The organism is Pedobacter sp. BMA, from assembly GCF_001027745.1.
Taxonomy (GTDB): Bacteria; Bacteroidota; Bacteroidia; order Sphingobacteriales; family Sphingobacteriaceae; genus Pedobacter.
In genome coordinates this window covers 229098-253024 of the sequence record NZ_LECU01000001.1, presented here as the reverse complement: position 1 = coordinate 253024, position 23927 = coordinate 229098, and the positions used below count along the sequence as shown (strand labels likewise).

Annotated in this window: 21 protein-coding genes; 13 read left to right on the top strand and 8 right to left on the bottom strand. The window is 40.6% G+C overall.

Translation table 11 applies throughout. The features are described from left to right. Positions 1–43 precede the first annotated feature (43 nt). A complete protein-coding gene (locus AB669_RS01010) occupies positions 44–745 on the bottom strand; it encodes a response regulator transcription factor (protein WP_047797413.1) in 702 nt (233 codons plus the stop codon). Positions 746–752: 7 nt separating this feature from the next. Beyond that, complete coding sequence (locus AB669_RS01005) at positions 753–2183, bottom strand: sensor histidine kinase KdpD (RefSeq protein WP_047797412.1); 1431 nt, start codon at positions 2181–2183, stop codon at positions 753–755. Between the two features lie 162 nt (positions 2184–2345). On the opposite strand from AB669_RS01005, the gene AB669_RS01000 reads away from it, so the two are divergent. Together AB669_RS01000 and AB669_RS00995 are read left to right on the top strand one after the other, a co-directional pair. Beyond that, positions 2346–3755 (top strand): alpha-L-fucosidase, encoded by a 1410-nt coding sequence (locus tag AB669_RS01000; RefSeq protein ID WP_053058195.1) that lies wholly within the window; start codon positions 2346–2348, stop codon positions 3753–3755. 100 nt (positions 3756–3855) lie between these two features. After that, positions 3856–4938, top strand: a complete 1083-nt coding sequence (locus AB669_RS00995) for an AI-2E family transporter (protein WP_047797411.1) — start codon at positions 3856–3858, stop codon at positions 4936–4938. 54 nt (positions 4939–4992) lie between these two features. On the opposite strand, the gene AB669_RS00990 is transcribed toward AB669_RS00995, so the two are convergent. From AB669_RS00990 to AB669_RS21360, 6 genes are all read right to left on the bottom strand, one after another. Continuing rightward, positions 4993–6648, bottom strand: coding sequence for a carboxylesterase/lipase family protein (locus tag AB669_RS00990; RefSeq protein WP_053058194.1), 1656 nt, complete (start codon positions 6646–6648; stop codon positions 4993–4995). Between the two features lie 27 nt (positions 6649–6675). After that, complete coding sequence (locus AB669_RS00985; protein WP_047797410.1) at positions 6676–8112, bottom strand: SDR family oxidoreductase; 1437 nt, start codon at positions 8110–8112, stop codon at positions 6676–6678. Positions 8113–8169: 57 nt separating this feature from the next. Next, on the bottom strand, positions 8170–8421 hold the full coding sequence (locus tag AB669_RS00980) for a helix-turn-helix transcriptional regulator (protein WP_047797409.1): 252 nt from the start codon (positions 8419–8421) through the stop codon (positions 8170–8172). A 62-nt stretch (positions 8422–8483) separates the two neighbouring features. Beyond that, on the bottom strand, positions 8484–9113 hold the full coding sequence (locus AB669_RS00975) for a Crp/Fnr family transcriptional regulator (RefSeq protein WP_047797408.1): 630 nt from the start codon (positions 9111–9113) through the stop codon (positions 8484–8486). 43 nt (positions 9114–9156) lie between these two features. Beyond that, a complete protein-coding gene (locus tag AB669_RS00970) occupies positions 9157–9402 on the bottom strand; it encodes a cold shock domain-containing protein (protein ID WP_047797407.1) in 246 nt (81 codons plus the stop codon). A 303-nt stretch (positions 9403–9705) separates the two neighbouring features. Beyond that, positions 9706–10611, bottom strand: coding sequence for a helix-turn-helix domain-containing protein (locus tag AB669_RS21360; RefSeq protein ID WP_082120551.1), 906 nt, complete (start codon positions 10609–10611; stop codon positions 9706–9708). Positions 10612–11139: 528 nt separating this feature from the next. On the opposite strand from AB669_RS21360, the gene AB669_RS00960 reads away from it, so the two are divergent. From AB669_RS00960 to AB669_RS00910, 11 genes are all read left to right on the top strand, one after another. Then, complete coding sequence (locus AB669_RS00960; protein ID WP_047797406.1) at positions 11140–12345, top strand: pyridoxal phosphate-dependent aminotransferase family protein; 1206 nt, start codon at positions 11140–11142, stop codon at positions 12343–12345. After that, positions 12342–13463, top strand: coding sequence for a hypothetical protein (locus AB669_RS00955; protein WP_047797405.1), 1122 nt, complete (start codon positions 12342–12344; stop codon positions 13461–13463). The genes AB669_RS00960 and AB669_RS00955 overlap by 4 nt, the downstream gene beginning before the upstream one ends. Further along, positions 13460–14449 (top strand): NAD(P)-dependent oxidoreductase, encoded by a 990-nt coding sequence (locus AB669_RS00950; protein ID WP_047797404.1) that lies wholly within the window; start codon positions 13460–13462, stop codon positions 14447–14449. Before AB669_RS00955 ends, AB669_RS00950 begins: the two co-directional genes overlap by 4 nt. A 19-nt stretch (positions 14450–14468) precedes the next feature. Continuing rightward, positions 14469–15794, top strand: coding sequence for an inositol-3-phosphate synthase (locus AB669_RS00945; protein ID WP_047797403.1), 1326 nt, complete (start codon positions 14469–14471; stop codon positions 15792–15794). Further along, positions 15794–16249, top strand: coding sequence for a phosphatidylglycerophosphatase A (locus AB669_RS00940; RefSeq protein ID WP_231582610.1), 456 nt, complete (start codon positions 15794–15796; stop codon positions 16247–16249). The genes AB669_RS00945 and AB669_RS00940 overlap by 1 nt, the downstream gene beginning before the upstream one ends. Next, positions 16250–16630 carry a GtrA family protein gene (locus AB669_RS00935; protein ID WP_047797401.1) on the top strand — a complete coding sequence of 127 codons (381 nt, stop codon included), beginning with the start codon at positions 16250–16252 and terminating at the stop codon, positions 16628–16630. Beyond that, positions 16631–19174, top strand: coding sequence for a DUF5686 and carboxypeptidase-like regulatory domain-containing protein (locus AB669_RS00930; protein WP_047797400.1), 2544 nt, complete (start codon positions 16631–16633; stop codon positions 19172–19174). Positions 19175–19184: 10 nt separating this feature from the next. Continuing rightward, a complete protein-coding gene (locus AB669_RS00925) occupies positions 19185–20459 on the top strand; it encodes a DUF4833 domain-containing protein (RefSeq protein WP_047797399.1) in 1275 nt (424 codons plus the stop codon). A gap of 13 nt (positions 20460–20472) precedes the next feature. Beyond that, positions 20473–21093 carry a sterol desaturase family protein gene (locus AB669_RS00920; RefSeq protein WP_047797398.1) on the top strand — a complete coding sequence of 207 codons (621 nt, stop codon included), beginning with the start codon at positions 20473–20475 and terminating at the stop codon, positions 21091–21093. Next, entirely contained in the window at positions 21080–22036 is a 957-nt protein-coding gene (locus AB669_RS00915; protein ID WP_231582609.1) for a phosphatase PAP2 family protein, read from the top strand. The genes AB669_RS00920 and AB669_RS00915 overlap by 14 nt, the downstream gene beginning before the upstream one ends. Before the next feature lie 669 nt (positions 22037–22705). Further along, entirely contained in the window at positions 22706–23923 is a 1218-nt protein-coding gene (locus AB669_RS00910; RefSeq protein WP_047797397.1) for a Pycsar system effector family protein, read from the top strand. Positions 23924–23927: the final 4 nt, after the last annotated feature.

The following is a 23927-nucleotide window of genomic DNA, read 5'->3' as shown; positions in this document are numbered from 1 at the left end:
ATAACTTTCTAACTAAAATAGGTGCCTGGTTCGTATTTAAGACTCACTTCACCTTCAGGATATAGCCCAGGCCATAAACATTTTCGATGCTTACCTGACCGGAAGCTTTGAAAAGTCGCCTTAACCTGGAGATGAACACTTCCAGGCTTTTGCCATTAAAATAATCGTCATTGCCCCATAATGCAATCAACAGGTCTTTTTTCTTCACCACCTGGTTGATGTTGGCAGACAGATGATCGAGCACCTCAGATTCTCGCACAGTTAACGATCTTTCTTTGCCATCGGGTAAAAGCACAAACAACTGATCTTTCTGATAGCTGATGTCGCCGATTGTAACAACGCTTTCCATAGCTTTTGAAACCATAGGTGTGTTAGGGAATTTATTAATAATGTTCCCGATGCGGAGGACCAGTTCCTCAATTTCAAATGGTTTAGAGATATAATCGATGGCGCCAATTTTTAGTCCCCTCATCCGGTCATGCTTTTCATTGTGCGCGGTTAAAAAGAAAAAAGCCTGGTTTGGATTTAGCTTTACAATTTCGGTACTTAGGTCAAAACCATTCATGTCAGGGAGTTGGATATCAATGATCATCAGCTTATTATCAAGTTGATGTTGCTGATAATACGCTAATGTGTCTGCGGCCGATTGAAACCAGCGCACAGTGAATCCCCTCAACTTCAGGTATTCTGAAACTACATTGCCCAAATCTACTTCATCTTCAATGATGACGATATCGTGTTTCATGTTGATTTCAGTTTGTATTAATGATAACAGACGCTTTGGGGATGTAGACCATAAATTCGGTTCCGGTTCCAATATCCGATTTTACGTCGATACGCCAGCCATGTAAATCTACCGATTGCTTAACGTAGTACAGTCCCAAACCCAATCCAGGTACGGTTTTATCCTTTTCTTCCCGAAAAAATTTATCAAAAAGTTTAGATATGTTAGCCGCTGCAATGCCCTTCCCGTTATCTTTAATGTGCAGAACGAAATCATCACTTTCTTCGCTGAGGAAGATAAACGTGTTTTTCACCGCATTTTGATTGTGTTTAAATGAATTATCGAGCATGTTTTGCAGCATGGTGGTAAACATAAAAGGATCAATCATTAATAAAATTTCGCTGTGATGCGGATCAAAAGTAATGGAATGTGGTTCAGGAACCTTAATTTTAAAATCATTTACAATGGTAAGTACGGCATAATTCAGGTCAGTTTCCTCCAGATTAATTTTATTGCTAATTTCTGAGATCTCCAGCATTTGATTAATGTGTGAATGCAAACGCAGGGCCTGGCGCTCTACAATATTTACTAATGCTTTTACACGGTTGCGGTCATTTAATACTTCGTCTTCATGCAGACTTTTACTGGCCACTAAAATGGTGGTAACCGGCGTATTGAATTCATGTTTAATGCTGTTAAGGAAGTCAGATTTCACCTCGGTTTCTTTCTTTTGCCGCATCCAGTTAATGTAGGTGTAATAATTGATGGCTACAATGATCGCAATGCACAAGGCTACCAGGAGGAAAGTGGGCAACATTTGCATTGCAACTTTTAATGGCCTGCCTGGGGCATCAACAAACAAATTGAATGTAATGCGGTAATCGTACATTAATGTTCCGCTAACCGAAAGGTTGGTTACCCGGTTTTGCAAATTCGGAAAGCCGAGTTTTCCATCGATAATTACACCAAAGGGATTAGCTGACGGAAGCAGAGTTTCATTATTGCTTTTATGGTTAAAAAGGAAAACGTTTCCCTTGTTCTTATTGAAGATAATCTCAAAGGATTCGAACGTGAGCAGGTACTGCAGATGTGGATCCAAGCTATTCCTTTCAACAATAGATTTGAAAATACTATCCATTGAACTTTCCGCCTTCAGGTGAAGGAGTAAGGTATCGGCTACCTTTGCTGCCAGCGCTTTAAAGTTTTTACCATCGCCATCATACGCTGCTTTTAGCCCAGCCATATTTCGGGATAAGATGCTGTCTATAATCTTACCTCCGCCCTGATAAAGCTTATCATCAGGAATGCTGCGGCCATATTCGTCATTTATTAAGGTTTTATCTTTAATCTGGTAATCCCTGTCGCGAAGTACATAGGTATTATAAGTTAATCTCAGCTGAACAAAAAGCAATATGAGAAAGCTTATCAATACGATGGATTTATAAAGGCGATCTTTCATATTTACCCCTAAAAATAGTGCTATTATTCCAAAATTTCATTTTGTTAAGTATCTGTTAGGCTTTCATTAGGTTTCCATTAGATAAATGGTTGATAGGTGTGCAGTATTTTTGAGTATTATAAATTATTAAAACAGTCTTTATACCACACAAATTGAATTAATATGAATATTAGAAAATTAGCAGTCATACTCCTTGTTCTTACAGTACTGATTTCGCGGGAGCGTGGTGCTGCCCAGCAAACAGTGGGTAATAAAAACCTAACAGATTTGCAGCAGGATTTTGTGAATTTGGGTTTTGGAATGTTTATCCATTACGGGATGCCAACTTTTATGGATCAGGACTGGTCTGATCCCGATGCTTCGCTATCCTTGTTTCAATCGCCAAAGCTGGATGCAGATCAGTGGGCAAAAGCAGCAAAGTCGGCCAATATGACTTACGGTTGTTTAACTACCAAACACCATAGTGGCTTTCCCATCTGGAATACCAAAACTACCAGTTACAACGTGATGAATACACCGCTGAAACGCGACGTGGTGAAAGAGTATGCAGATGCATTTCGTAAAAACGGACTGAAAGTGATGTTATATTATTCCATACTGGATACGCACAATGGCATCCGCCCAAACCAGATTACTCCTGCACATATTAAACTGATTAAAGATCAGATTACAGAATTACTAACCAACTACGGTGAAATTACCGCTCTAATTATCGATGGATGGGATGCACCCTGGTCAAGAATTTCTTATGATGATGTTCCATTTGAAGACATTTATTACCTGATTAAATCTTTGCAACCAAATTGTCTGGTAATGGATTTGAATGCAGCAAAATATCCGACTGAGGCACTCTTTTATACTGATATCAAATCTTATGAACAGGGCGCAGGTCAGTTTATCTCAAAAGAAAGCAACAAACTGCCAGCATTGGCTTGTTTGCCCTTACAGCAAAACTGGTTCTGGAAAACATCGTTTCCGACTACTCCGGTTAAAAATGTAGATGAGCTGGTGAATAAGTTCATTATCCCTTATAATGGTGCTTATTGTAATTTCATCTTAAATGTGGCCCCGAATAAAAATGGTTTGATTGATGATAATGCACTTGCCGCGCTGAAAGAAATGGGGAAGCTTTATAAGCGCTCTGCTAATCCGTCAAAATTGCCACCATTTTCGGCACCAATCATTTCAAGCAATATTGCAAAGCACGTAGTGAGCAATAGCAGCTGGAGCGATGACATGAATTTAATGGATTTTGCCAACGATGATAGTTTCAGGTCGAACTGGTCTTCGAATCCGGAGGTGAAAGCTCCCTGGTATGAAGTGAAGTTTGAAAAAGCCATGCCTTGCAATATGGTTGTCATTACTGCAGGTAACGCGTCGGGCGCTAAATACAGTCTCGAATATTTCGCCAATGGAAAATGGTCGCCACTTAAAGCGCAGGCAGCCGGGGAGAGAAAGGTAAGTATTTTTAGGTTTGAAAGGGTCTGGTGCGAGAAAATCAGGGTAAACCTGTCTGATTTCAAAGAAGCACCGGCAATAGCAGAGTTTGGAGTTTATAATGAAAGGAAATAGGCTTTGATTAAATAATATTCTATCGGATAGATCATTAAAACTACCTAAAAAAACTCCATCAATATTAAACATTCGGCATCCAGGCGTGTTACCTAATCATATGGTAAAACTTTCACAATCTGTTAATACGCTTTTGCTGTTCGTCCTGTCATTTGGGGGGCTTTATTTTGCATCACCTTTTTTAATTCCGGTTATTCTGGCTGCGGTACTATCAATGGTTTTTATCAGATTGTGCAGCTACTTTGAACGGAAAGGTTTGAGTAGAAATATATCTGCTTTGATTTGTATTTTTCTTTTTGTGCTGGTAGTCGGTCTGATTATTGGCTTGCTTTCGATACAGCTGGGAAGTTTTGCAGATAATCTGGACGCGATGGAACAGCGGCTTGTAAGGATGCTGGAGTCGCTGAAACAATGGATCAATGAGACGATTGGAATAAAGAAAGATACACAGCAGAAAGTAATCGACCAGAATACGAAAGGTAAATCCAGCAGCATGATCCTTTCGTTTGCGATGGGGATAGTAGGGATTTTAGTGAACACCATATTGGTTTTGGTATACATGTTTCTGTTTCTCTCCATGAGGCGTCACATTAAAAACTTTATCCTCAAACTGGTGCCCCGCAAAGAAAATGAAGATACCTCACTGGTGATCCATCAGGCGGGTAAGGTTTCGCAAAAATACCTGAGTGGGCTTGCAGCAATGATCGGAATGTTGTGGGTAATGTATGGCATTGGTTTCAGCATTGTAGGTGTAGAGAGTGCAATTTTCTTCGCCGTGCTTTGTGGGTTGCTGGAGATTATTCCATTTGTGGGAAATTTAACGGGTACTGGTTTAACAGTACTTGCAGTTGTAGCGCAGGGTGGCGATGCAAAAATGATCGTGGGCGTACTGATCACCTATTTTTTGGTACAGTTTATTCAAACGTATATTCTGGAGCCGGTAGTGGTTGGTGAACAAGTAAATATCAATCCATTGTTTACCATTATGGCTATCGTGCTCGGCGAACTGGTTTGGGGGATAGCCGGAATGATTCTGGCCGTTCCGTTACTTGGTATGGCCAAGATTATTTGCGACAGCTATCCCGAATTAAAACCATATGGTTATTTAATCGGACCAGAAAACCCTGGTAAACCCAATACCTCGATGATTGACTATGTGAAAAAGTTATTTGCGAAAAGATAGTATTAGATAATAGCAACGATCATAAAGTGGATGAAATTTAGGATCAATGAACCATTATTCTTCTTTACCCAGGCGCTCCAGTAACTCGTACCGTTTGGTTTGCTGCTCGGTTTCAATTACGCTGGCTTCCTGTATTCTAAGGAGCTTTCTGCCCTCTTCAGCACGATAGCGTGGCCACTCAACCTCGTTTGCTGCAGAAGGTACAGAGCTGTTGGGATTTCCGGTTTTGATGAAATTCACAAAATAACCCTGCATTTGTTCAGATACCCTGTAGTCGGCTTTTTGCCATGCATAATTGTCCTGAACATCCAGATTACCCAAGGCATATTCAATTTCAGAAGCATGAAAAGATGTTCCGGATATGGCACTGTTAATTAATTTTTTTATCAGTATTTGCAGAAAGCTGCCCTCGCGAATGGTTCGCGGATTAAGTCCGGGATGGGGATGGGCAAAAAGGTAGCGGTAAACCGACACATTGGGGTTTGTGGAATGGAGCTCCGCCAGTTTAAAGCTGCTGTAATTGATCAGCCGGTCACTCATCATTTCACCTGATGATTTTTTCAATTCAGCCTTGTTTCTTGACGGGTACAGGGCCAGCACTTCATCTGCGTGATCGCCGTAGAATTTTTTCAATGCCTTTTTATAGTTTTTATCGTTCATTTTACGAAGACGATAGAGGGCAAGGGCAGGTACTTCCTGGGCATTCCAGCCCATCAGTAGTGGAATTTTAGCTTGGTATCCTTTTCTGAAAGTTTCCTCCGGACGTTCAACCAGAAAATAACCATCAATTGTTGGTTTAAAGCGCCGAGGATTTCCTTTTTCAACAAGCTTCAATAATGTGATTGCGCTCATTGTACGAAGATCTGCTACGGAAGGCGATTTAGCCTGGAGAGAGATTTCTGTTCCCATGGCTTCAGATTTTTTAAGGGGAATAACCAGCGCTTTTGAATCCAGCAGCGAGCCACTTTCGGCAATCGCACCTGAAAATAATCCTTTAGAAAGCGGCGAAGCCATCAACGCGCTTACCGACTGGGCGCCAACAGATTCTCCTCCAACGGTAATTCTATTGGGATCTCCGCCAAAGGCCGCTATGTTTTCTTTTACCCATTTTATTGCAGCCAGCTGATCCATAAGGCCGTAATTTCCCGATCCGCCATAGGTGGTTTCTTTACTCAGTTCGGGGTGCGACATAAAGCCAAAAACGCCAAGACGGTAATTAATGGATACGTAAACGATTCCCTGTTTCGCCATGCTGGTTCCATCGTAAGCCACCTGCGAGCCGTCTCCATGGATAAATGAACCGCCATGGATATAAATATATACAGGTTTTCGCTCCTGATTCGAGGATGCTGAAGTCCATACGTTAAGAAAGAGGCAGTCTTCGCTCACTTTCTCCGATCTGAATTCGTAGAGTAGATTGGAATCCTGTATAGGACGGGCACCAAATTTATCAGCAGATCTGACGCCGTCCCACTTCGGTGCAGGTTGTGGGGCTCTCCATCTCAAATTACCAACTGGCGCTGCGGCATAGGGTATACCTTTGTATGCGAGTACATCCCGTTCGGGTCTGGTCCCTTGAAGCTGCCCCTGTGTAAGTCTGATCTTTGTGGTTAATCTGGATACTGGTGTTTCTGTAGCGATTGTGACGTTGGAAAAAAAAATAGCGAAGATGAAATAGATTACTGCTTTTAAGATAATGGTACGAGTCATAAAAAAATGGGTCAATGCTAAATTACATTAATTTGATTTATTCGGCGATTTCACAATTTTAGAAAGCATGCCCCTGAATATAAAATAATGAAAGGGCAGCATGGCGATCCAGTACAGCCTGCCCGCCAGTCCAAGGGGGCGGAAGGTTGCAGTTTGGTGTACATAGCCCTTTTCATCTATCCGGAATTCGAGCCAGGCCTCGCCCGGTAACTTCATCTCTGCATACAACAATAGCCGCTTCTGTTCCTTTGAAGAAAGAATCACACGCCAGAAATCGAGCGCATCACCAGGAGAAACCACGGCAGCATTTTTCCTGCCGCGTTTAAGTCCTACTCCTCCGAAAAGTTTATCCAGAAAGCCCCTGAACTCCCACAGCCAGTTGCCATAATACCAGCCGTTTCTCCCCCCAATAGAGAATATCCGGTTCAGTGCTTCATCAGGCTCTTTAGCCCGCATCTTCTGCTTGTCGGTTAAAACGCCAAAGGCCGGAACGGCAATATGTTCGGAGAGTCTCTTTTGAAAAATGCGATTATTTCCCGAGTCGTTCCAGCTGGAAAGCACCAGGTTCTGTTCGATTTTTTCAAAGGCCATGGCGATGGCCTTTTTATAAGGAATGAGGTCTATATTGAGTAATTCTGGCAGATCGTTTTTTTCCGGAATAACATCTACCTTCATGCTGTCGACCAGGTTTTTGGCGAGGGGATAAGAGGTGGAGGTAACGAAATAAAGCCAGTAGGAAGAAAGTTTTGGGCTGAAAACCGGAACAATGATGATTTTTCTCCGAAGCTTTCTTACTTCTGCAAACTGCTCAAGCATTTGTTTGTAATTCAATAAATCAGGTCCGTAGATGTCGAAATGCCTGTTATAGGTCTCTTCCTTGTTCAGTACGCCTGTTAAAAACTCAATCACGTTACGGATTGCCACAGGCTGACACCGGGTTTTTAGCCATTTCGGCGCTACCATGACCGGAAGTTTTTCTACCAGGTCGCGGATGATTTCGAAAGATGCACTGCCAGAGCCGATGATGATTCCGGCACGTAAAACGGTTAAAGGTGTTTTGCCTTCTTTTAAAGTGTTTTCAACGGCTTTCCTGCTTTCCAGATGCTTGCTTAGCTCTTTTTCGTTGATAATTCCGGAAAGGTATATGAGTTGTGCAGCCTTCGTAGTATCCAGAAAGGCTATAAAATTGCGGGCAGATTTTAATTCGGTATCGCTGAAGTTGCCTTTTTTACTCATGGAATGCACCAGGTAATAGGCGGCGTCGATGTCGCTGGGCACGTTGTGCAGTGTCTCAGGCTTCATCAGATCGGCTTCGACAATGTCGACCATTTCGGCTTTGAATGCCTTAATATCCAGTCGTCCCTTATCGCGTACCACGCATGTAACATGATGGCCCATTTCCAATAACACAGGAAGCAGTCTTTTTCCAATATAGCCAGTGGCACCAGTGAGCAGGATCTTCATATCCTGTTAACAACCTTTAATCCATATTGTTCCGCTCAGTGAACAATTGGAATATTGTTAAAAAGCCGCTAACTCTTTGGAAATATTTTCCAGCACTTTGAAACTGAATACTTGACGGCCATTGAGCCACCTTTGTATTTCGTCAGGGTTAATGTCGAGAGAAATCGCCAGATCATTTGCTGACAGGTGTTTTGCTTCAATTAGTGTTGCTGTTTTTTCGGCGAGTTCCATGTTTAATCTGTTGATTTCTTCAATAGCAGGGTTTCCGGTTTCTTCCAGCCAGATGGAAACAAAGTCATTTTCTTGCATGCGTGTAATAAATTTTGCGCAAAAGTATGGATAATGATTTGAGATGTAAAATCAATCATTCATCACATGGCCTTTCTCATCTTCAGATTAATTTGTTGCCCCTCTCTGTTTCTGATCCTGGATAAAGTTTCCTGTCTCATGCCCAGGTAACTCGCTACGCAGCGGAGTGGTAATTTCTCTATATCCATATTTTTATCATTCAGAAAATGGCGATACCGGTCAATTCCTGATGGAAGTCTGGCCAATAATGCCCTTTGAGATGCAGTATGGTATTGGAGTGCGAGAATCTGTCTGGAAATGACACTCGCTTCCGGAAATTCTGCGTATAATTTATCAATCAGCGTATAGGGAATACAAATTACCTCACAGTCTTCCAGCGCCTGAAGGAATTCAGGTGAATAAGTTGATACACCATCCGGATGTCTGATGGCACCGATCAGCTCGTTTCCAAAGCTAAACCAGGTGGTAATTTCCTTTCCACCCTGTTTGATGAAACCCCTTATAATCCCGCTGCAAATGAAGTAAAGGCATTCGTTGTTATCAATAGGCGATAGTAAGTATTTGCTTTTTTTAACATTCATGGCAAAAGCCCTTCCATCAAATGCTTTTTTATAGCTTTCGCTAATGGGATTAAATTGTTCCAGATAGCTGAATAGCGGAGACAAAAACGAACTTTGGTTCTGAAGTTTCATGGGACGTGGAAATTAAAAGGATGATTGGAAATTTATAGAATAACTAGTGAGTGGAAAGGAGGTGGAATGCGGTAAAGGTGTTTGATACCTCACACACATGACGCATTGGCGTAACATTACTGGCGATAAGTCCGTCTGCGCCCATTGCAATTTCAAAACTGACCACACTGTTCAGTTGGAGATTATGCTCATTGTTAGACAAATGAAAGGTAATATCCTGTTCATTCTCATCTTCGATAGTGCCTCGCCCAAATACGGGATCGATATATGTTACAATACCTTTTCGCATGTTTAGTTAGTTAGTTTGTTTGATGATTCGAATATAACAGCTTTGTTACGTATGCGCAAGAGCTTTATGAAGATTTTAAATTAATTCATGATTTCTTCATGTATTTTCAGAAAAATGAAGGATAATAGGAGGTTGAATGCCAGAATGTTAAAAGTATTACAGGATGATGCAGTAACAGGTGCCGGGATACTGCGCTTACACTGCCCCGAAAACTACAGGTGCATACAATTCGGGATTCATGCATGTGTATATGTCAAACCCGGATGAGTATAGCTTTAGAAGCTACAGACCAACGACTGATGATTATACCGCAAACTTATTTGATAGCTTGTACGAAGAAGGGCTAAAACCCGTATGCTTTTTGAAGTACTTCCCAAAAAAAGAAGAATTACAGAAACTCAGTTCAATGGCAACCTCCGAGATATTCATTTGGTGGCTGGTAAGCAGTAACTTTGCTTCTTTAACTACCATCTCATCAATCACTACGCTGGCCGTTCTGTTGGTGACCTGTTTAACCACCTGGGATAGGTGGCGTGCGGTAATGCGTAAGGCATTTGCATAATAGATGACCTGACGCTCGGTTTTGAAGTTTTCAGCTACCAGATTGATAAACCTGTTCGTTAGATCGGCTTTGCTGTCATGTACTACCGGGCTATACTGTCTTTTCCGGTTGTAAACGAGGAAGATATCGTACATAATTTTCAGAAAACTATTATGCGTGATATTCTCCATTTGAGGAATACTTTGGGGGGCATTCATCTTTTTATGCAGGCCCAGCATATCGTAATAAATGAAGGTATAATCCTCTTTGGTTAAGGTGAGTTTAAACGAAGGATTATCATGCGACATTTTATACACTTCTCCATAGTTGAAAAAAACACCCTGATTTAGCAGGTAGTTCTTGTCAAAGAAAATACAGATCATAGAGGCGCTTTTATTGTCGACTATCTCGTACACAGAATTGGGCGCAATTAACAGGAGCTCGCGTTGGTTCAGGGTCTGTGCGGCAAAGTTGATATTGATGCTCAGCTTGCCTTTGGTGATCAGGAGCAGAGCATAGCCAACTGTTCGTACAGGATTTCTAAAAGTGGGATGAGGGTGGCTGTTGGTAAAAACTTTGGTTAACAAGCCATTGTTCAAAGATAGGATCTCGTCGCAGGAACTTTCTTGTCGTGGCATTTTATAAACGGAGTGTTGCAGTAGATTCATTTGTTCTTCTTTATAATTTCTTAACAAATAGCATCTTTTGGTGCAACATTTGGCATATCATTTACGGAGGATGTTTAGGTGGCCGTTTTGGTTAAAAACAACTTCGGCAAATCTAATATCTGAGATCATAATTACAAGATATTTTTTATAAAATGACTAAATTCTGATTAGATTTAAATGTTTTGATTAAAAACGGATATATTAATAATAAGTTAAAAATCAGTGTTTTGTATCTTTTTTGTGTGGTAAAGAGCTGTTTTTAACCTTTTTACTTTTTTATAATAAAAGTCAGAATGTCAATTGGTCAATTCATTTAAATGTCACATTTTGCCAATCCTACATTTTGACCAATATATCCTACATATAAACCTTTTTTTGGCTTAAAATCTACGTTAAAATTGTGTTATCAAATCACTTGGTTTAGACGACCGGAATTAAGGTGTCTGGTTTTTTTACAAGTGATGCTTTTTCCTTGGGGTAACAGGAATTGATAAACACCTTTTAAACTGAAGAACAATAACGTTCAGCATGCGTAAAAAATTACAAGATAGAATCGCATCTTTTAAAGATGCAGCACTGATTAAGGAGCGGGGTTTGTATCCTTATTTCAGGTCGATTGAATCTGCACAAGATACAGAGGTAATCATCAATGGCCAAAAAGTGTTGATGTTCGGATCAAATTCGTATTTGGGCCTTACCAACCATCCAAAAATAAAAAAAGCAGCACAGGAAGCAATAGAAAAGTATGGAACGGGTTGTGCCGGATCGAGGTTTCTGAATGGAACGCTCGATATCCACCTGGAACTGGAAAAGCGGCTTGCTGATTATGTGGGTAAAGAGGCTGCGGTATTGTTCAGTACTGGTTTCCAGGTTAACCTGGGCGTAATTTCGTGTTTGCTCGATCGCAATGATTACCTGCTGCTGGATGAGTACGACCACGCTTCTATTATTGATGGAAGCCGTTTAGCATTTGCCCGTACCATTAAATATGCCCATAATGATATGGACGACCTGAGGAAAAAGTTAAGCCGCCTCCCTGAAGATGCGGCTAAGCTAATCGTTTCTGACGGGATCTTCAGTATGGAAGGGGATTTGGTAAACCTGACGGAAATGACTGAGATTGCCCGTGAATATGGTGCAAACATCATGATGGATGATGCGCATAGTTTGGGTGTTATTGGTTTCAATGGTTCTGGTACCGCTTCCCATTTTAACCTCAATGATGAAGTGGATCTGATTATGGGAACCTTCAGTAAATCGCTGGCTTCACTTGGCGGGTTTATTGCAGGAAATGCCGATACCATTGAATTTATTAAACACCGTGCACGCTCACTCATGTTCAGTGCAAGCATGCCACCATCGGCCGTTGCCAGTGTAATTGCAGCTTTGGACATTATTGAATCTGAACCTGAGCGCATCGATAAATTGTGGGCAAATACCAATCATGCCAAAAAACAACTTATTGAGGCTGGTTTTGATATCGGTGAAAGCAACAGTCCGATTATTCCGGTTTACATCAGAGACAATGATAAAACTTTTATGGTAACCAATATTTTGCAACAGGAGGGTGTTTTTGTAAATCCTGTTGTGTCTCCTGCTGTTCCTTCTGATGCATCACTTATCAGATTTTCGCTGATGGCGACACATAGCTTCGAGCAGATTGATATAGCCATAGAAAAATTAAAATTTGCATTTAAAGCCGTTAACGCCGACCTGTTAGGCGTACAATCATGATAGAAGTTGTAAAAGTTTCCGATAAGAAAGGCTTAAAAGCTTTTATCGATTTTCCTCATGCATTATATGCTCAGGATGTGAATTACGTTCCTGAGCTTTTTATCGCTCAGCGGGATTTGTTAAGCCCCGGAAAACACCCTTTTTACGAACATTCGCAGATACAGCTTTTTTTAGCTTATCAAAACAAGGAGATTGTAGGCAGAATTGCTGCAATCAATAACACCAACCACAATAAAACTTACGAGGTTACTGACGGTTTTTTTGGCTTTTTCGATTGTATTAACGATCAGGAAGTTGCAGGTCAGTTATTCAATGCAGCTGAAGCGTGGTTAAAGGCAAAAGGTCTGACCAAGGTTTTAGGTCCTGCAAACTTTTCTACCAACGAGGTATGCGGTTTACTGATCGATGGTTTCGACGGACCTCCGGTGGCGATGATGCCTTATAATGCCCCTTATTACCTTAACCTTTTGGAGGCTATAGGCTTTAAGAAGAATGTGGATTTGAGGGCTTACCGTTATACTGCCGGAAATTACAGTGAGCGATCAGTTAGGTTAATGGAGGGAATTGAGGAGCGCCTTAAACGGAATGACATTACCCTGAGAACCATCAACCTGAAAAACTTTGCAGCAGAAAGCGCAGCGATACGGGAAGTGTATAATAAAGCATGGGATAAAAATCTTGGTTTTGTACCGATGACGGATAAGGAATTCGACTACACGGCGAAAGACCTTAAAATGGTGCTGGATCCTGAGTTTTGCATTCTGGCCGAACAGCATGGTAAGATTGTTGGTTTCGCATTGGCAATTCCTGATATCAATCAGATTTTAATTAAAATTAAACGTGGGCGTTTACTGCCAACTGGTCTTTTCAAACTTTTACTGAACAAAAAGAAGATCGATGGAATTCGAATCCTGCTGCTCGGCGTAGTGGATGGTTACCGTAAAATGGGCATTGAAGCCTGTTTGTACGGAAGAATTATCAAACACTTTAAAGCCCGGAATATGAAATATGCCGAGGCCAGCTGGACACTGGATCATAACGACATGATCAATAAACCCATCGAAGATATAGGTGGACAACTGTATAGAAAATACAGAATTCTGGAAAAAGCAATATGAAAAAGCGGGTACTCATTACAGGTGCAACAGGATTTGTAGGTTTTCATCTGATTGAGGCAGCTCTTGCTGCTGATATGGATGTGTTTGCGAATGTGCGTCAATCGAGCAAGATTGATCATCTGCAGCATTATGCCATCAATTTCGTTGAACTGGATTTTGAGTCGATATACGCTTTAACGGCACATATCAATGAGTACCGGTACGATTACATCATTCACGCTGCGGGGGTTACCAAGGCAGAAAGCCTGGCAGAGTATAACAGGTTTAATGCTTCTTACACCAGAAACCTGGCTATCGCCGCAACATCGGCTGCACACCGGATTGAAAAATTTGTGTTTGTAAGCAGCCTGGCGGCATTAGGCCCATTAAGTAGCCCGGCCAGTCTTTTGGAGGATAGTGGTGCTTCCAACCCCGTAACCTACTATGGAAAGAGTAAGTTACTCGCCGAATCATACCTGAGCAATATCCCGATGTTGCCATTGATTGTGTTTCGACCTACAGCGGTTTATGGTCCGCGGGAACGGGAGATCCTGATTGTGCTGAAAGCTATAAAAAGGGGAATTGAAGTTTACCTGGGTAAAAAGGAGCAGCAATTAAGCTTTGTATATGTAAAGGACCTGGCCGAAATTATGGTTAGCGCACTAAATTCTGCAGTAACGGGCAAGGCCTATAATGTTTCTGATGGTGAAGTTTATGGACGGTCATCTCTTGCAGACTATACGAAAGCGGTACTCCTTAAAAAAACCTTGAAAATAAAGTTTCCACTTGGTGTATTAAAAGGCCTGGCCTGGTCGCTGGAAAAAGGCTTTAAGTTTTTCAACAAAGTACCGACACTCAACATTGATAAAATTAACGAGCTAACAGGTGTAAACTGGGCCTGTAATATCGAAAATATAAAAAAAGATCTTGGTTTTAAGCCCCGATACCAGCTGGAACAAGGATTAAGTGAAACAATAGATTGGTATCAGAATAATAAGTGGTTATAAGAATTTAATAAAAATAGAAATGACAGAACAAGTAAAATCAGCTAACGGAAAGCTTGGAATATTAATGCCAGGGCTGGGTGCGGTAGCTACAACGATGATTTCTGGTGTGGCTGCGGTAAAGAAAGGCCTTTCTAAACCTATCGGCTCGCTTACGCAAATGGGAACAATACGCATTGGTAAAAGAACAGAGAAAAAAAAACCTAAAATTAAAGATTTTGTGCCTTTGGCAAATCTTGAAGACCTGGTATTCGGCGGCTGGGACGTTTATGAAGATAACGTGTATGAGGCTGCGATGAATGCGAGAGTGCTTGATGCCAATTTATTGCGTGATGTGAAAGAGGAGTTGCAGGCGATTAAACCAATGAAAGCGGCTTTCGACAGAAATTATGTGAAGAACCTGGATGGTACGCATATTAAAGATATCGATAACCGTTATGAGTTGGCTTTAGCAGTAATGGAAGACATTAAAAACTTCAAGGCTGACAACAACTGTGATCGCATCGTTTTGGTTTGGTGTGGTTCTACTGAGATTTATTTCGAAGCTTCAGAGGTACACGAATCTTTAGCTGCTTTTGAGCAGGGATTAAAAGATAATGATGCCCGCATTGCACCAAGTATGATTTATGCTTATGCTGCATTGAAATTAGGTATTCCTTTTGCCAACGGTGCACCAAACTTAACTGTAGATATTCCTGCATTAATTGAACTGGCGAGAGAAACCAATACACCGATTGCCGGTAAAGATTTTAAAACTGGTCAAACCCTGATGAAAACCATTCTGGCTCCGGGTCTTGCTGCACGTTCTTTAGGTGTTAACGGCTGGTTCTCAGATAATATTTTAGGAAACCGTGATGGTTTGGTTTTGGATGATCCGGACAATTTCAAAACGAAAGAAGTTTCGAAGTTAGGCGTGTTGGAAGATATTTTTAAACCTGATCTTAACCCTGATTTGTATGGTGATATGTACCACAAGATCAGAATCAACTATTATCCTCCTCATGGTGATAATAAAGAGAGCTGGGATAACATCGACATTTTCGGCTGGTTAGGGTATAAAATGCAGATCAAAATTAATTTCCTTTGCCGCGATTCAATTTTAGCAGCACCTATTGTTCTGGATTTGGCATTATTCATTGATTTGGCTAAAAGAGCAAACATGTCGGGTGTTCAGGAATGGTTATCATTCTATTTGAAATCACCACAAACTATTCCTGGTGTACCTGCTGAAAATGATATTTTCAAACAATTGATGAAACTTCAGAATACCTTACGCTACATCATGGGTGAAGACCTGATTACGCATTTAGGTCAGGATTATGAAGAAGAAGTGATCGAAACGGCATAGTGTTCTTTCATAAAATCATATCAACCGGTCTGGGAATTGGCTACATTGGAAAAGGTGCAGGCACAGTTGCGGCTGTTGCTACCTGCTTTTTCTGGTGGCTTTTCCAGACCGATTATCCCAATCCATATTTATGGCCATTTCTAACAACCATGTTTTTGCTGGTATTAGGCATATACAGCGGAAACGTGGTTGAAGAAATCTGGGGGAAAGATCATCAAAGAGTGGTAATAGATGAGGTAGTAGGGATGTGTATTGCACTTTTGTATATCCCTTTAAAATGGCCTTACATTCTTATTGCGCTCGTGCTGTTTAGATTTTTTGATATTCTAAAACCCCTTTACATCCGCAAGCTGGAAGCGTTGCCGGGAGGCTGGGGTGTAATGGCAGATGATGTGCTGGCGGGTATTTATGCCAACCTGATCCTTCAGTTTATATTGTTATTCAATTTGCTGTAAATGGCTCTTCTTACCTACATAAAGGCTCAGGGATCTTCTTTGACTGCCTCTGCCGTCGACTTTTCTACTACCGTTATTGCCACTAATTTTTTTGGGTTATGGTATGTAATGGCAAGTGTTTTGGGGACAGTAAGCGGTGGTGTAGTTAACTTTTATGTAAACCGAAAATGGGTTTTCGAAAGCCAGTCGCCAAATATGAAAAGGCAAATTGCCAGGTACATCCTGGTATGGGTGGGTAACCTGATTATTGTTACGGCAGGCGTTTACCTGCTTACCCATTTTTTCAATCTCAATTACGTACTCTCCAAAATAATTATATCGGTAATAACTGGCTTAAGTTACAATTACATCATGCAAAGGCAGTTTATTTTTACAAACTAAATGAAAGCCATCAGTTTATTCTTTTTATCTGTGTTATCCTGCTTAATGCTGCAGTTTAATGCTTTTGCACAGCGAACCGTAGTATCGGGAACTGTGCGTGATGCCGCTACCAAAGAAACCTTACCAAATGTTACTGTTTTCTTTAGAGACACCAGGATTGCTACCCAAACAGATATTAACGGAAAATACACCATTGTTTCTCCTTCAGCGCAGCAGGCATTGAGTTTTAATTATGTAGGCTACCTTAATGTGAACAGAACGGTAATTCCTTCTGCTACACAGGAAATCAATGTTTCTCTGGCGTCAGATTCAAAATCACTTGATGAAGTAGTGGTTATCGGCGGTAAGAAAGTAAGGTACCGCAACAAAGACAACCCCGCGGTAGAACTGATCAGGCAGGTGATTGCACATAAAGATGAAAACAGGATTACCAGCTACAATACTGTAGCCTTTAAGAAATATGAGAAAATGCTGTTTTCAGTGAGCAATCTCTCTGATAAGTTTAAAAGTAAAAAAATGTTCCGCAATTACCAGTTTCTGTTTCAGGAACAGGATTCAACATTGGTTGGCGGAAAAAACCTGTTACCAGTTTACATTCAGGAGAGATTATCGGATCTGTACCTAAGTAAATCACCTGAGAAAAGTAAGACTGTTATTTTAGGGGAAAAACAGGTGAATTTTGATGGTCGTTACATAGACAATAAAGGGATGAAAACCTATCTTGAACGCATGTACCAGGATATCGACATCTATAAAAACAACATTTCTGTGGTGAGTAATGAGTTTCTTAGTCCGATTTCGGATGGTGCTCCGGCCTTCTATAAATTTTTTATTACCGATACCATCAAAAGCCAGAAGCCTGAGGTAATTGAGTTGTCTTTTACACCCCGCAATACCACAGATATGTTGTTTGAAGGGAAAATCTATGTTACCAACGACAAACATTATGCGGTTACAGGAGCATCTTTCGGGGTGAACAAAAACATCAATCTTAACTTTGTACGTGCGCTAAAGATCAATCTTAATTTTGAGCCGAACAGTAGTGGCAAGTACAGCTTATCGAAAAGCAACCTGATTGCCAATTTCGGCGTTGGCAAAACCAAAGGTATCGGTTTTACCGGCGATAGAACGGTGACCTTTAAAAATTACGAATTCGACGCCAAATTGCCTGATACCGTTTTCACCGGTAAAAGTACTGTTGTGGTGGCTGGCGCAGATAAAAAGAGCGATCAGTTCTGGGAGCAGAACAGGTTGGATACCATTTCTAAAAATCAGCTAAAGATTTATGGTAATATCGATACCCTGCAGAATCTGCCTTCCTTTAAACGAACCATGAAGATTGTGACCTTGTTATTTGCAGGGTACCAGAACCTCGGTCCTTATGAGATCGGGCCGGTAAACACCTTTTACAGTTTTAATAATGTGGAGGGACTCAGATTGCGGATAGGGGGCAGAACAACCCCTGAATTGAGCAAGCGCTACTATTTTGAGAACTATGTGGCCTACGGAATTAAGGATGAGAAATGGAAGTATTTCTTATCGGCAACTTATTCGCTGAACAACAAATCGATATATGAGTTTCCGCAAAACTACCTCCGGGCAAGTTTTCAAAGAGACACTAAAATTCCCGGGCAGGAGCTTCAGTTTGTGCAGGAAGATAACTTTTTGCTATCTTTTAAAAGAGGGGTGAACGACATGTTGCTCTACAACGACTTTTATCGTTTTGATTATGTAAAGGAATTTGAAAACCACTTTTCTTACAGCCTGGGATTGAAAAAATGGAGTCAGACCCCTGCTGGTGGCTTAAAATACCTGGACGGAAACAGCCGCCAGATTGATCGCCTGACTACGAGTGAAATTTCATTGCAATTAAGGTATGCACCTAACGAGAAGTTTTACCAGGGTAAAATTTACAGGGTGCCTATTGCCGACCGTTATCCGGTATTTAATTTGCGTTATACTGCCGGACTAAAAGGAGTGTTGGGAGGCGAATACAATTACCATAATTTAATGGGCAGTGTCGACAAACGGTTTTACCTTTCTCAACTGGGTTACAGCGATGTCTCAGTAGAGGGATCGTATATTGCCGGAAAGGTTCCGTTTCCATTGCTGGCTATACACCGGGCGAACCAAACCTATGCCTATCAGCTAAATTCATACAACCTGATGAACTTCCTGGAGTTTGTAAGTGACCATTACGTAAGCGTAAACATTGATCATAATTTTAATGGCTTCTTTTTTAATAAATTACCTTTGATTAAGAAACTTAAACTGAGAGAGGTTTTATCATTTAAAGCCCTTTATGGCGGATTGCGAGATGAGAACAATCCTGCGCTTAGTACAGGAGTATACCAGTTTCCAACCTTTGAAAATGGTTTGCAGCGCACCAATGCATTGGGAAACAAACCTTATATGGAGGGAAGTGTAGGTGTGGGAAATATTTTTAAGTTGTTAAGGGTTGATTTGGTGAAAAGATTCAATTATCTTGATAATCCTGATGTTTCTGAATGGGGCATAAGGGCGCGGGTTAAATTTGACTTTTAAATTGAAGAACATGAAAATGAGAGATCGCCTGCAACAAGGCATATATAAAGTCATTAATCCTTTTGTTAAAGGATTAATTAAAATCGGCCTTACGCCGAATATGGTAACCACTATTGGGTTATTGCTCAATATTGGCGTAGCCATTATCTTTGTGCTGGGCGCGGAGAAATCCAACCGTGGCGATATGTCATACATTGGATGGGGTGGAGCCCTGGTGCTTTTTGCTGGTCTTTTTGATATGCTCGACGGGCAGGTTGCCCGTTTGGGAAATATGAGCTCGAAGTTTGGTGCCATGTATGATTCGGTTTTAGACCGTTACAGTGAAATGATCATGTTCCTGGGCATTTGTTATTACCTGGTTTCTCACCATTATTTCCTTAGTTCATTGTTTGCCTTTATTGCCATGATCGGTTCGATGATGGTAAGTTATACCCGCGCAAGGGCAGAAGGACTGGGGGTAGAGTGTAAAGGTGGCTTAATGCAGCGTCCTGAACGGGTTGTAACGATTGGTGTTTTTGCCATCTCTTGTGGCGTTGCCGGACATTTTCTGGGTGGGGATTACAAAATCTTTATTCCCGGCGTTTCTTTTCATGTGTTTGAAACCATGTCGATATTCACCATGCCCATTACCCTGATGGCGGTAATGACCAATATCACTGCCGTTAAGCGTTTGCAGGAAGCTAAAAAAGGGCTGGAAGCGATGGAAAGGGAAGAACGTAAAAGTGGAATTAAAGCGGCAGTGCTTGTTGGGCTGTTCCTGGCTTCGGGTTTAGGCTTTGTAAATAATGCCCAGGCACAGGATGATCCATCGCCTCTTACCTTCCCTACGCCCAAAAACGTTAGCAATCAGCTTTTTTATGTGCAGCGCGATCCGAATACAAACACCATTATCTGCCAGCTTAATGTAGATAAATCTGGCGCGGTTGTAAAAGATGAACCAGTAAATGTTTTCTGGATAAGGTATGGTGATAACGGCGAAAAGAAAGAGCTGAGTTATATTCAGCGAAAGTTTGCCTATGGTATCCTTACCAAAGACCTGGGGAACGGTCAGTTTGAGTTGCGGTTTACCTCACATAAAAAATTACCCATGTACCTGTACAAATCGGCTACGGATAAAAAATACCATGTTTACGCAACCATTAACAATAAGAAGATGCAGCTGGACCGCATTTTTTTAAGAATTGAAGGGGGTTCATTCTGGCTTCCTAATGTGAAATATGTTGAAATAAAAGGGCATGATGCTGCGGAGCCCACAAAATCTTTAACCGAGCGTATCAAAATTTAATGTCTTTAAATCCATGAAAAAAAATTTCGTTTCTAATTCTTCAGCATCCATCAGGATGTTTAAGAATGATTTTTTGGAAAGTTTATCGAAAGTACGTTTTTACGTACCCCTTATCGTTTATGTTCCTGTAATCGTATTTCTGGCCTGGCAATCATTGTTTCAATTAGAAGTGCCTTTGATCAATTTTATGGGCTGGTTTTTAATTGGGCTGGGTATCTGGACCATCACCGAATATGTGTTACACCGTTATGTATTCCATTTTGAGCCAAAGGTGGAGTTTGGCAAAAGAATCCATTTCATTTTTCATGGCGTGCACCACGATTATCCCAATGACGCGAAAAGACTGGTGATGCCGCCCTCGGCAAGTATCCCGATGGCGCTGGGTTTCTATTTTTTGTTTAAATGGTTATTGCCTGTTCCGGGGCTGAATCCATTCTTCTCGGGCTTTATGGTGGGTTACCTGTTTTATGATATGGTGCATTATGCCCTTCATCACGCCAATTTTAAAAGCGGCTTCTGGAAAAAGCTGAAGCAACATCACATGTTACACCACTATTCAGATTCGACCAAAGGTTATGGTGTAAGCTGGACTTTCTGGGATCATATATTCAGATCGAACTTTGAAAAAAAATAACGTGCAGGAAATCAGTTTCGTTAATAACAGGTTTTATTCGCTGAAAAACATTTATACCGTTTCTCTGCTTGCAGTGGCCTATTTGCTGCTGTCATTTGTTCTCGTTGGCTTTAAAGTAGATCAGCTGGTGTTGATTTTTATTTTTGGTTCTCTTTTTTTTATTTCAAAAAATACAAGAAGGTTTATTTTGGGCTTTTCGATATTCATCGTGTATTGGATATTATTCGATTACATGAAAGCTTTTCCCAATTACCTGTTTAATGAGGTGCATATAAAGGGCTTGTATGAAACTGAAAAAAGCCTGTTTGGCATCAATGGTGGAGGTATGCTGCTTACTCCTAATGAATACCTGAAATTGCACCACATTGTGTTTCTGGATGTGTTAACGGGGTTTTTCTATCTGATGTGGGTGCCGGTGCCACTTGCATTTGCTACTTATCTGTTTTTCAAAAACAAAAATCAGTTTGTGAAGTTCTCGCTTACTTTTGTTTGGGTGAACCTCATTGGCTTTGTGATTTACTATCTTTTTCCGGCTGCACCACCGTGGTATGTACAGGAACATGGTTTTGGATTCATTGCCAATACTGCAGGTAATACAGCTGGCCTTGCCCGCTTCGACCAATACTTTAACATCAGTCTTTTTCAGGGCATATACAGCAAAGGTTCAAATGTGTTTGCGGCCATGCCTTCCCTTCATTCATCTTACCCGGTAATTGTTTGTTACTATGGCTTCAGAAATAAACTGGGTAAAATCAATGTATTTTTCGTAACTGTAATGTTGGGGATCTGGTTTTCGGCTGTATATACCAGTCATCATTATATACTCGATGTTTTGGCAGGGATAACCTGTGCTCTTTTCGGAATCCTTTCTTTTAATTATCTGATTAAAAAAACATCCCTTAAAAGCTTTATCACTTACCTGGTGAAACATATTTCAGAATAAACCCCTAATTTATTATACACCTTTTGGTGATAAAAGCTGATTTTCTCGTCAAAAGGGATTTAAAAGTCGTTTTGAGTTTAAATAAGTTAAAAAGTAGTTGAAATAGAGAGATTTGTAGTTCTATTTGCATGTATTAAAATAATAATTTTATATTTTTGATATACAAACAACTATCATATCCTTATTATTCCTTAATCATGACTGCAACAGAAAAATTTACCGTTGTAAAAACGTCCCCTGTGTGCCCAAAATGTAAAAATTTTGAAACGTACAGAATACCCAGAGGTTTTCTATTTAAGTCGATATTGCCTTTTATAAACATTAAACGTTATAAATGCTATCGCTGCTACAATAAGTTCTACGTAATGTAGTAAGCAACCTACTGCTTTACTATGTTTCTCGAAACAAATGCCACTTATAGCCCTTAATTTTAAATTAAGGGTTTTTTTATTGCCTTCGTTCTGCACAATCTGCAACTGAATGATTTGCTTTTCAATTAGTTAATATCTAAAAAATGGCCTGTGCTGATCATTTGACTAATTCATCAGGATTTACTAAAAATTAGCGTATTTTTAGAAACCATAAAAAAGGAAAACAATTTTAGCTAAAAGTTATTTTAAGGAATGTGTTTTCTCTAGTTTAGAACTTTAACACCATCAAAACGACCTTATGAACTATAAACAATTGCAGCAAGATGCGGAAAATTATGTAACTGACTATTTCCATACACACAATGATCCACGGCTGGTTTATCATAATTTGGAGCACACCAAAGAGGTTGTTGCAGCTGCTCAGCAAATTGCCAATCACTATCAGCTGAATGAAAGGGATTTTTTTACAGTAACAGTAGCGGCATATTTTCATGATACAGGTTATTTTGAAGATGCCATTAACCATGAGCAGAAAGGAGCTGAACTGGCACGGCAGTTTTTAGCGGTGCATCACCTTGATGAAGAAATAGGTGCTCAGGTTAAACAGGCTATTTTATCTACCAAAATTCCTCAGTCGCCAGAAACTCAAATTGATAAAATCCTTTGTGATGCGGATTTATTTCACCTTGGTTTAATCGATTTTAGAAAGAAAGGTAAGCTTATGCACAAAGAGGCGGAGTTGCTTTACAAAAAGGATATTTCGAAGCAAGAGTGGCGCAAGCGGGATATCCAGTTTATGGAAACCCACCGTTACCATACCGACTATGCTATTTTGTTGCTCAACGATCAGAAGCAGGACAACATCAGCAAGCTGAAAAGTAAGCTTAGCGTTCAGGAAGAAATTTCGGTTGAACAGGAAGAACCTAAAAACTTCGCTCCTGCAGTGGTACAGGGTAAAAAGAATAAAAAAGAGAAAAATGGCAGGCCAGATAAAGGAATTGAAACGATGTTCAGAATTACTTCGGCGAATAATCAGCGCCTGAGTGACATGGCCGACAACAAAGCACACATCCTGATTACAGTGAACTCCATTATGCTTTCGTTGATTGTGAGTTTATTGCTCCGCCGGCTTGAAGATCATGGTAACCTGATTATACCCACTTTTATTTTGCTCATCGTGAGCTTAACATGTGTGGTGGTATCGATACTATCTACGCGCCCTTCCATTCCAAAAGGGGAATTTACCAAAGAGGATATGGATAATAAAAAGGTTAACCTGCTGTTTTTTGGTAACTTTTACAAAATGAGTTTACCCAGTTACACCGAGGGTATGATTAAGGTAATGAATGATACAGATTTTCTATACGGAACGCTGATCACCGACGTATACTCGCAAGGGGTAGTATTGGGCCGCAAATACAAGCTTATTCGCCTGGCTTATAATATTTTTATGTGGGGCTTAATTGCTGCGGTTTTTGCCTTCGTGATTGCCTATGCTGCTTACGGAAAACTTTAAAAAA

Excerpts from the sequence above, each read along its gene's own strand:
- AB669_RS00950 (WP_047797404.1), top strand. The coding sequence starts at position 13,460 with ATGAAAAAGCGGGTACTCATTACAGGTGCAACAGGATTTGTAGGTTTT.
- AB669_RS00970 (WP_047797407.1), bottom strand. The coding sequence starts at position 9,402 with ATGCGAAAAGGTATTGTAACATATATCGATCCCGTATTTGGGCGAGGC.
- AB669_RS01005 (WP_047797412.1), bottom strand. The coding sequence starts at position 2,183 with ATGAAAGATCGCCTTTATAAATCCATCGTATTGATAAGCTTTCTCATA.
- AB669_RS01000 (WP_053058195.1), top strand. The coding sequence starts at position 2,346 with ATGAATATTAGAAAATTAGCAGTCATACTCCTTGTTCTTACAGTACTG.
- AB669_RS00955 (WP_047797405.1), top strand. The coding sequence starts at position 12,342 with ATGATAGAAGTTGTAAAAGTTTCCGATAAGAAAGGCTTAAAAGCTTTT.
- AB669_RS00985 (WP_047797410.1), bottom strand. The coding sequence starts at position 8,112 with ATGAAGATCCTGCTCACTGGTGCCACTGGCTATATTGGAAAAAGACTG.
- AB669_RS00990 (WP_053058194.1), bottom strand. The coding sequence starts at position 6,648 with ATGACTCGTACCATTATCTTAAAAGCAGTAATCTATTTCATCTTCGCT.
- AB669_RS00925 (WP_047797399.1), top strand. The coding sequence starts at position 19,185 with ATGAAAATGAGAGATCGCCTGCAACAAGGCATATATAAAGTCATTAAT.
- AB669_RS00930 (WP_047797400.1), top strand. The coding sequence starts at position 16,631 with ATGAAAGCCATCAGTTTATTCTTTTTATCTGTGTTATCCTGCTTAATG.
- AB669_RS21360 (WP_082120551.1), bottom strand. The coding sequence starts at position 10,611 with ATGAATCTACTGCAACACTCCGTTTATAAAATGCCACGACAAGAAAGT.
- AB669_RS00935 (WP_047797401.1), top strand. The coding sequence starts at position 16,250 with ATGGCTCTTCTTACCTACATAAAGGCTCAGGGATCTTCTTTGACTGCC.
- AB669_RS00960 (WP_047797406.1), top strand. The coding sequence starts at position 11,140 with ATGCGTAAAAAATTACAAGATAGAATCGCATCTTTTAAAGATGCAGCA.
- AB669_RS00975 (WP_047797408.1), bottom strand. The coding sequence starts at position 9,113 with ATGAAACTTCAGAACCAAAGTTCGTTTTTGTCTCCGCTATTCAGCTAT.
- AB669_RS00920 (WP_047797398.1), top strand. The coding sequence starts at position 20,473 with ATGAAAAAAAATTTCGTTTCTAATTCTTCAGCATCCATCAGGATGTTT.
- AB669_RS00980 (WP_047797409.1), bottom strand. The coding sequence starts at position 8,421 with ATGCAAGAAAATGACTTTGTTTCCATCTGGCTGGAAGAAACCGGAAAC.
- AB669_RS01010 (WP_047797413.1), bottom strand. The coding sequence starts at position 745 with ATGAAACACGATATCGTCATCATTGAAGATGAAGTAGATTTGGGCAAT.
- AB669_RS00910 (WP_047797397.1), top strand. The coding sequence starts at position 22,706 with ATGAACTATAAACAATTGCAGCAAGATGCGGAAAATTATGTAACTGAC.
- AB669_RS00995 (WP_047797411.1), top strand. The coding sequence starts at position 3,856 with ATGGTAAAACTTTCACAATCTGTTAATACGCTTTTGCTGTTCGTCCTG.
- AB669_RS00945 (WP_047797403.1), top strand. The coding sequence starts at position 14,469 with ATGACAGAACAAGTAAAATCAGCTAACGGAAAGCTTGGAATATTAATG.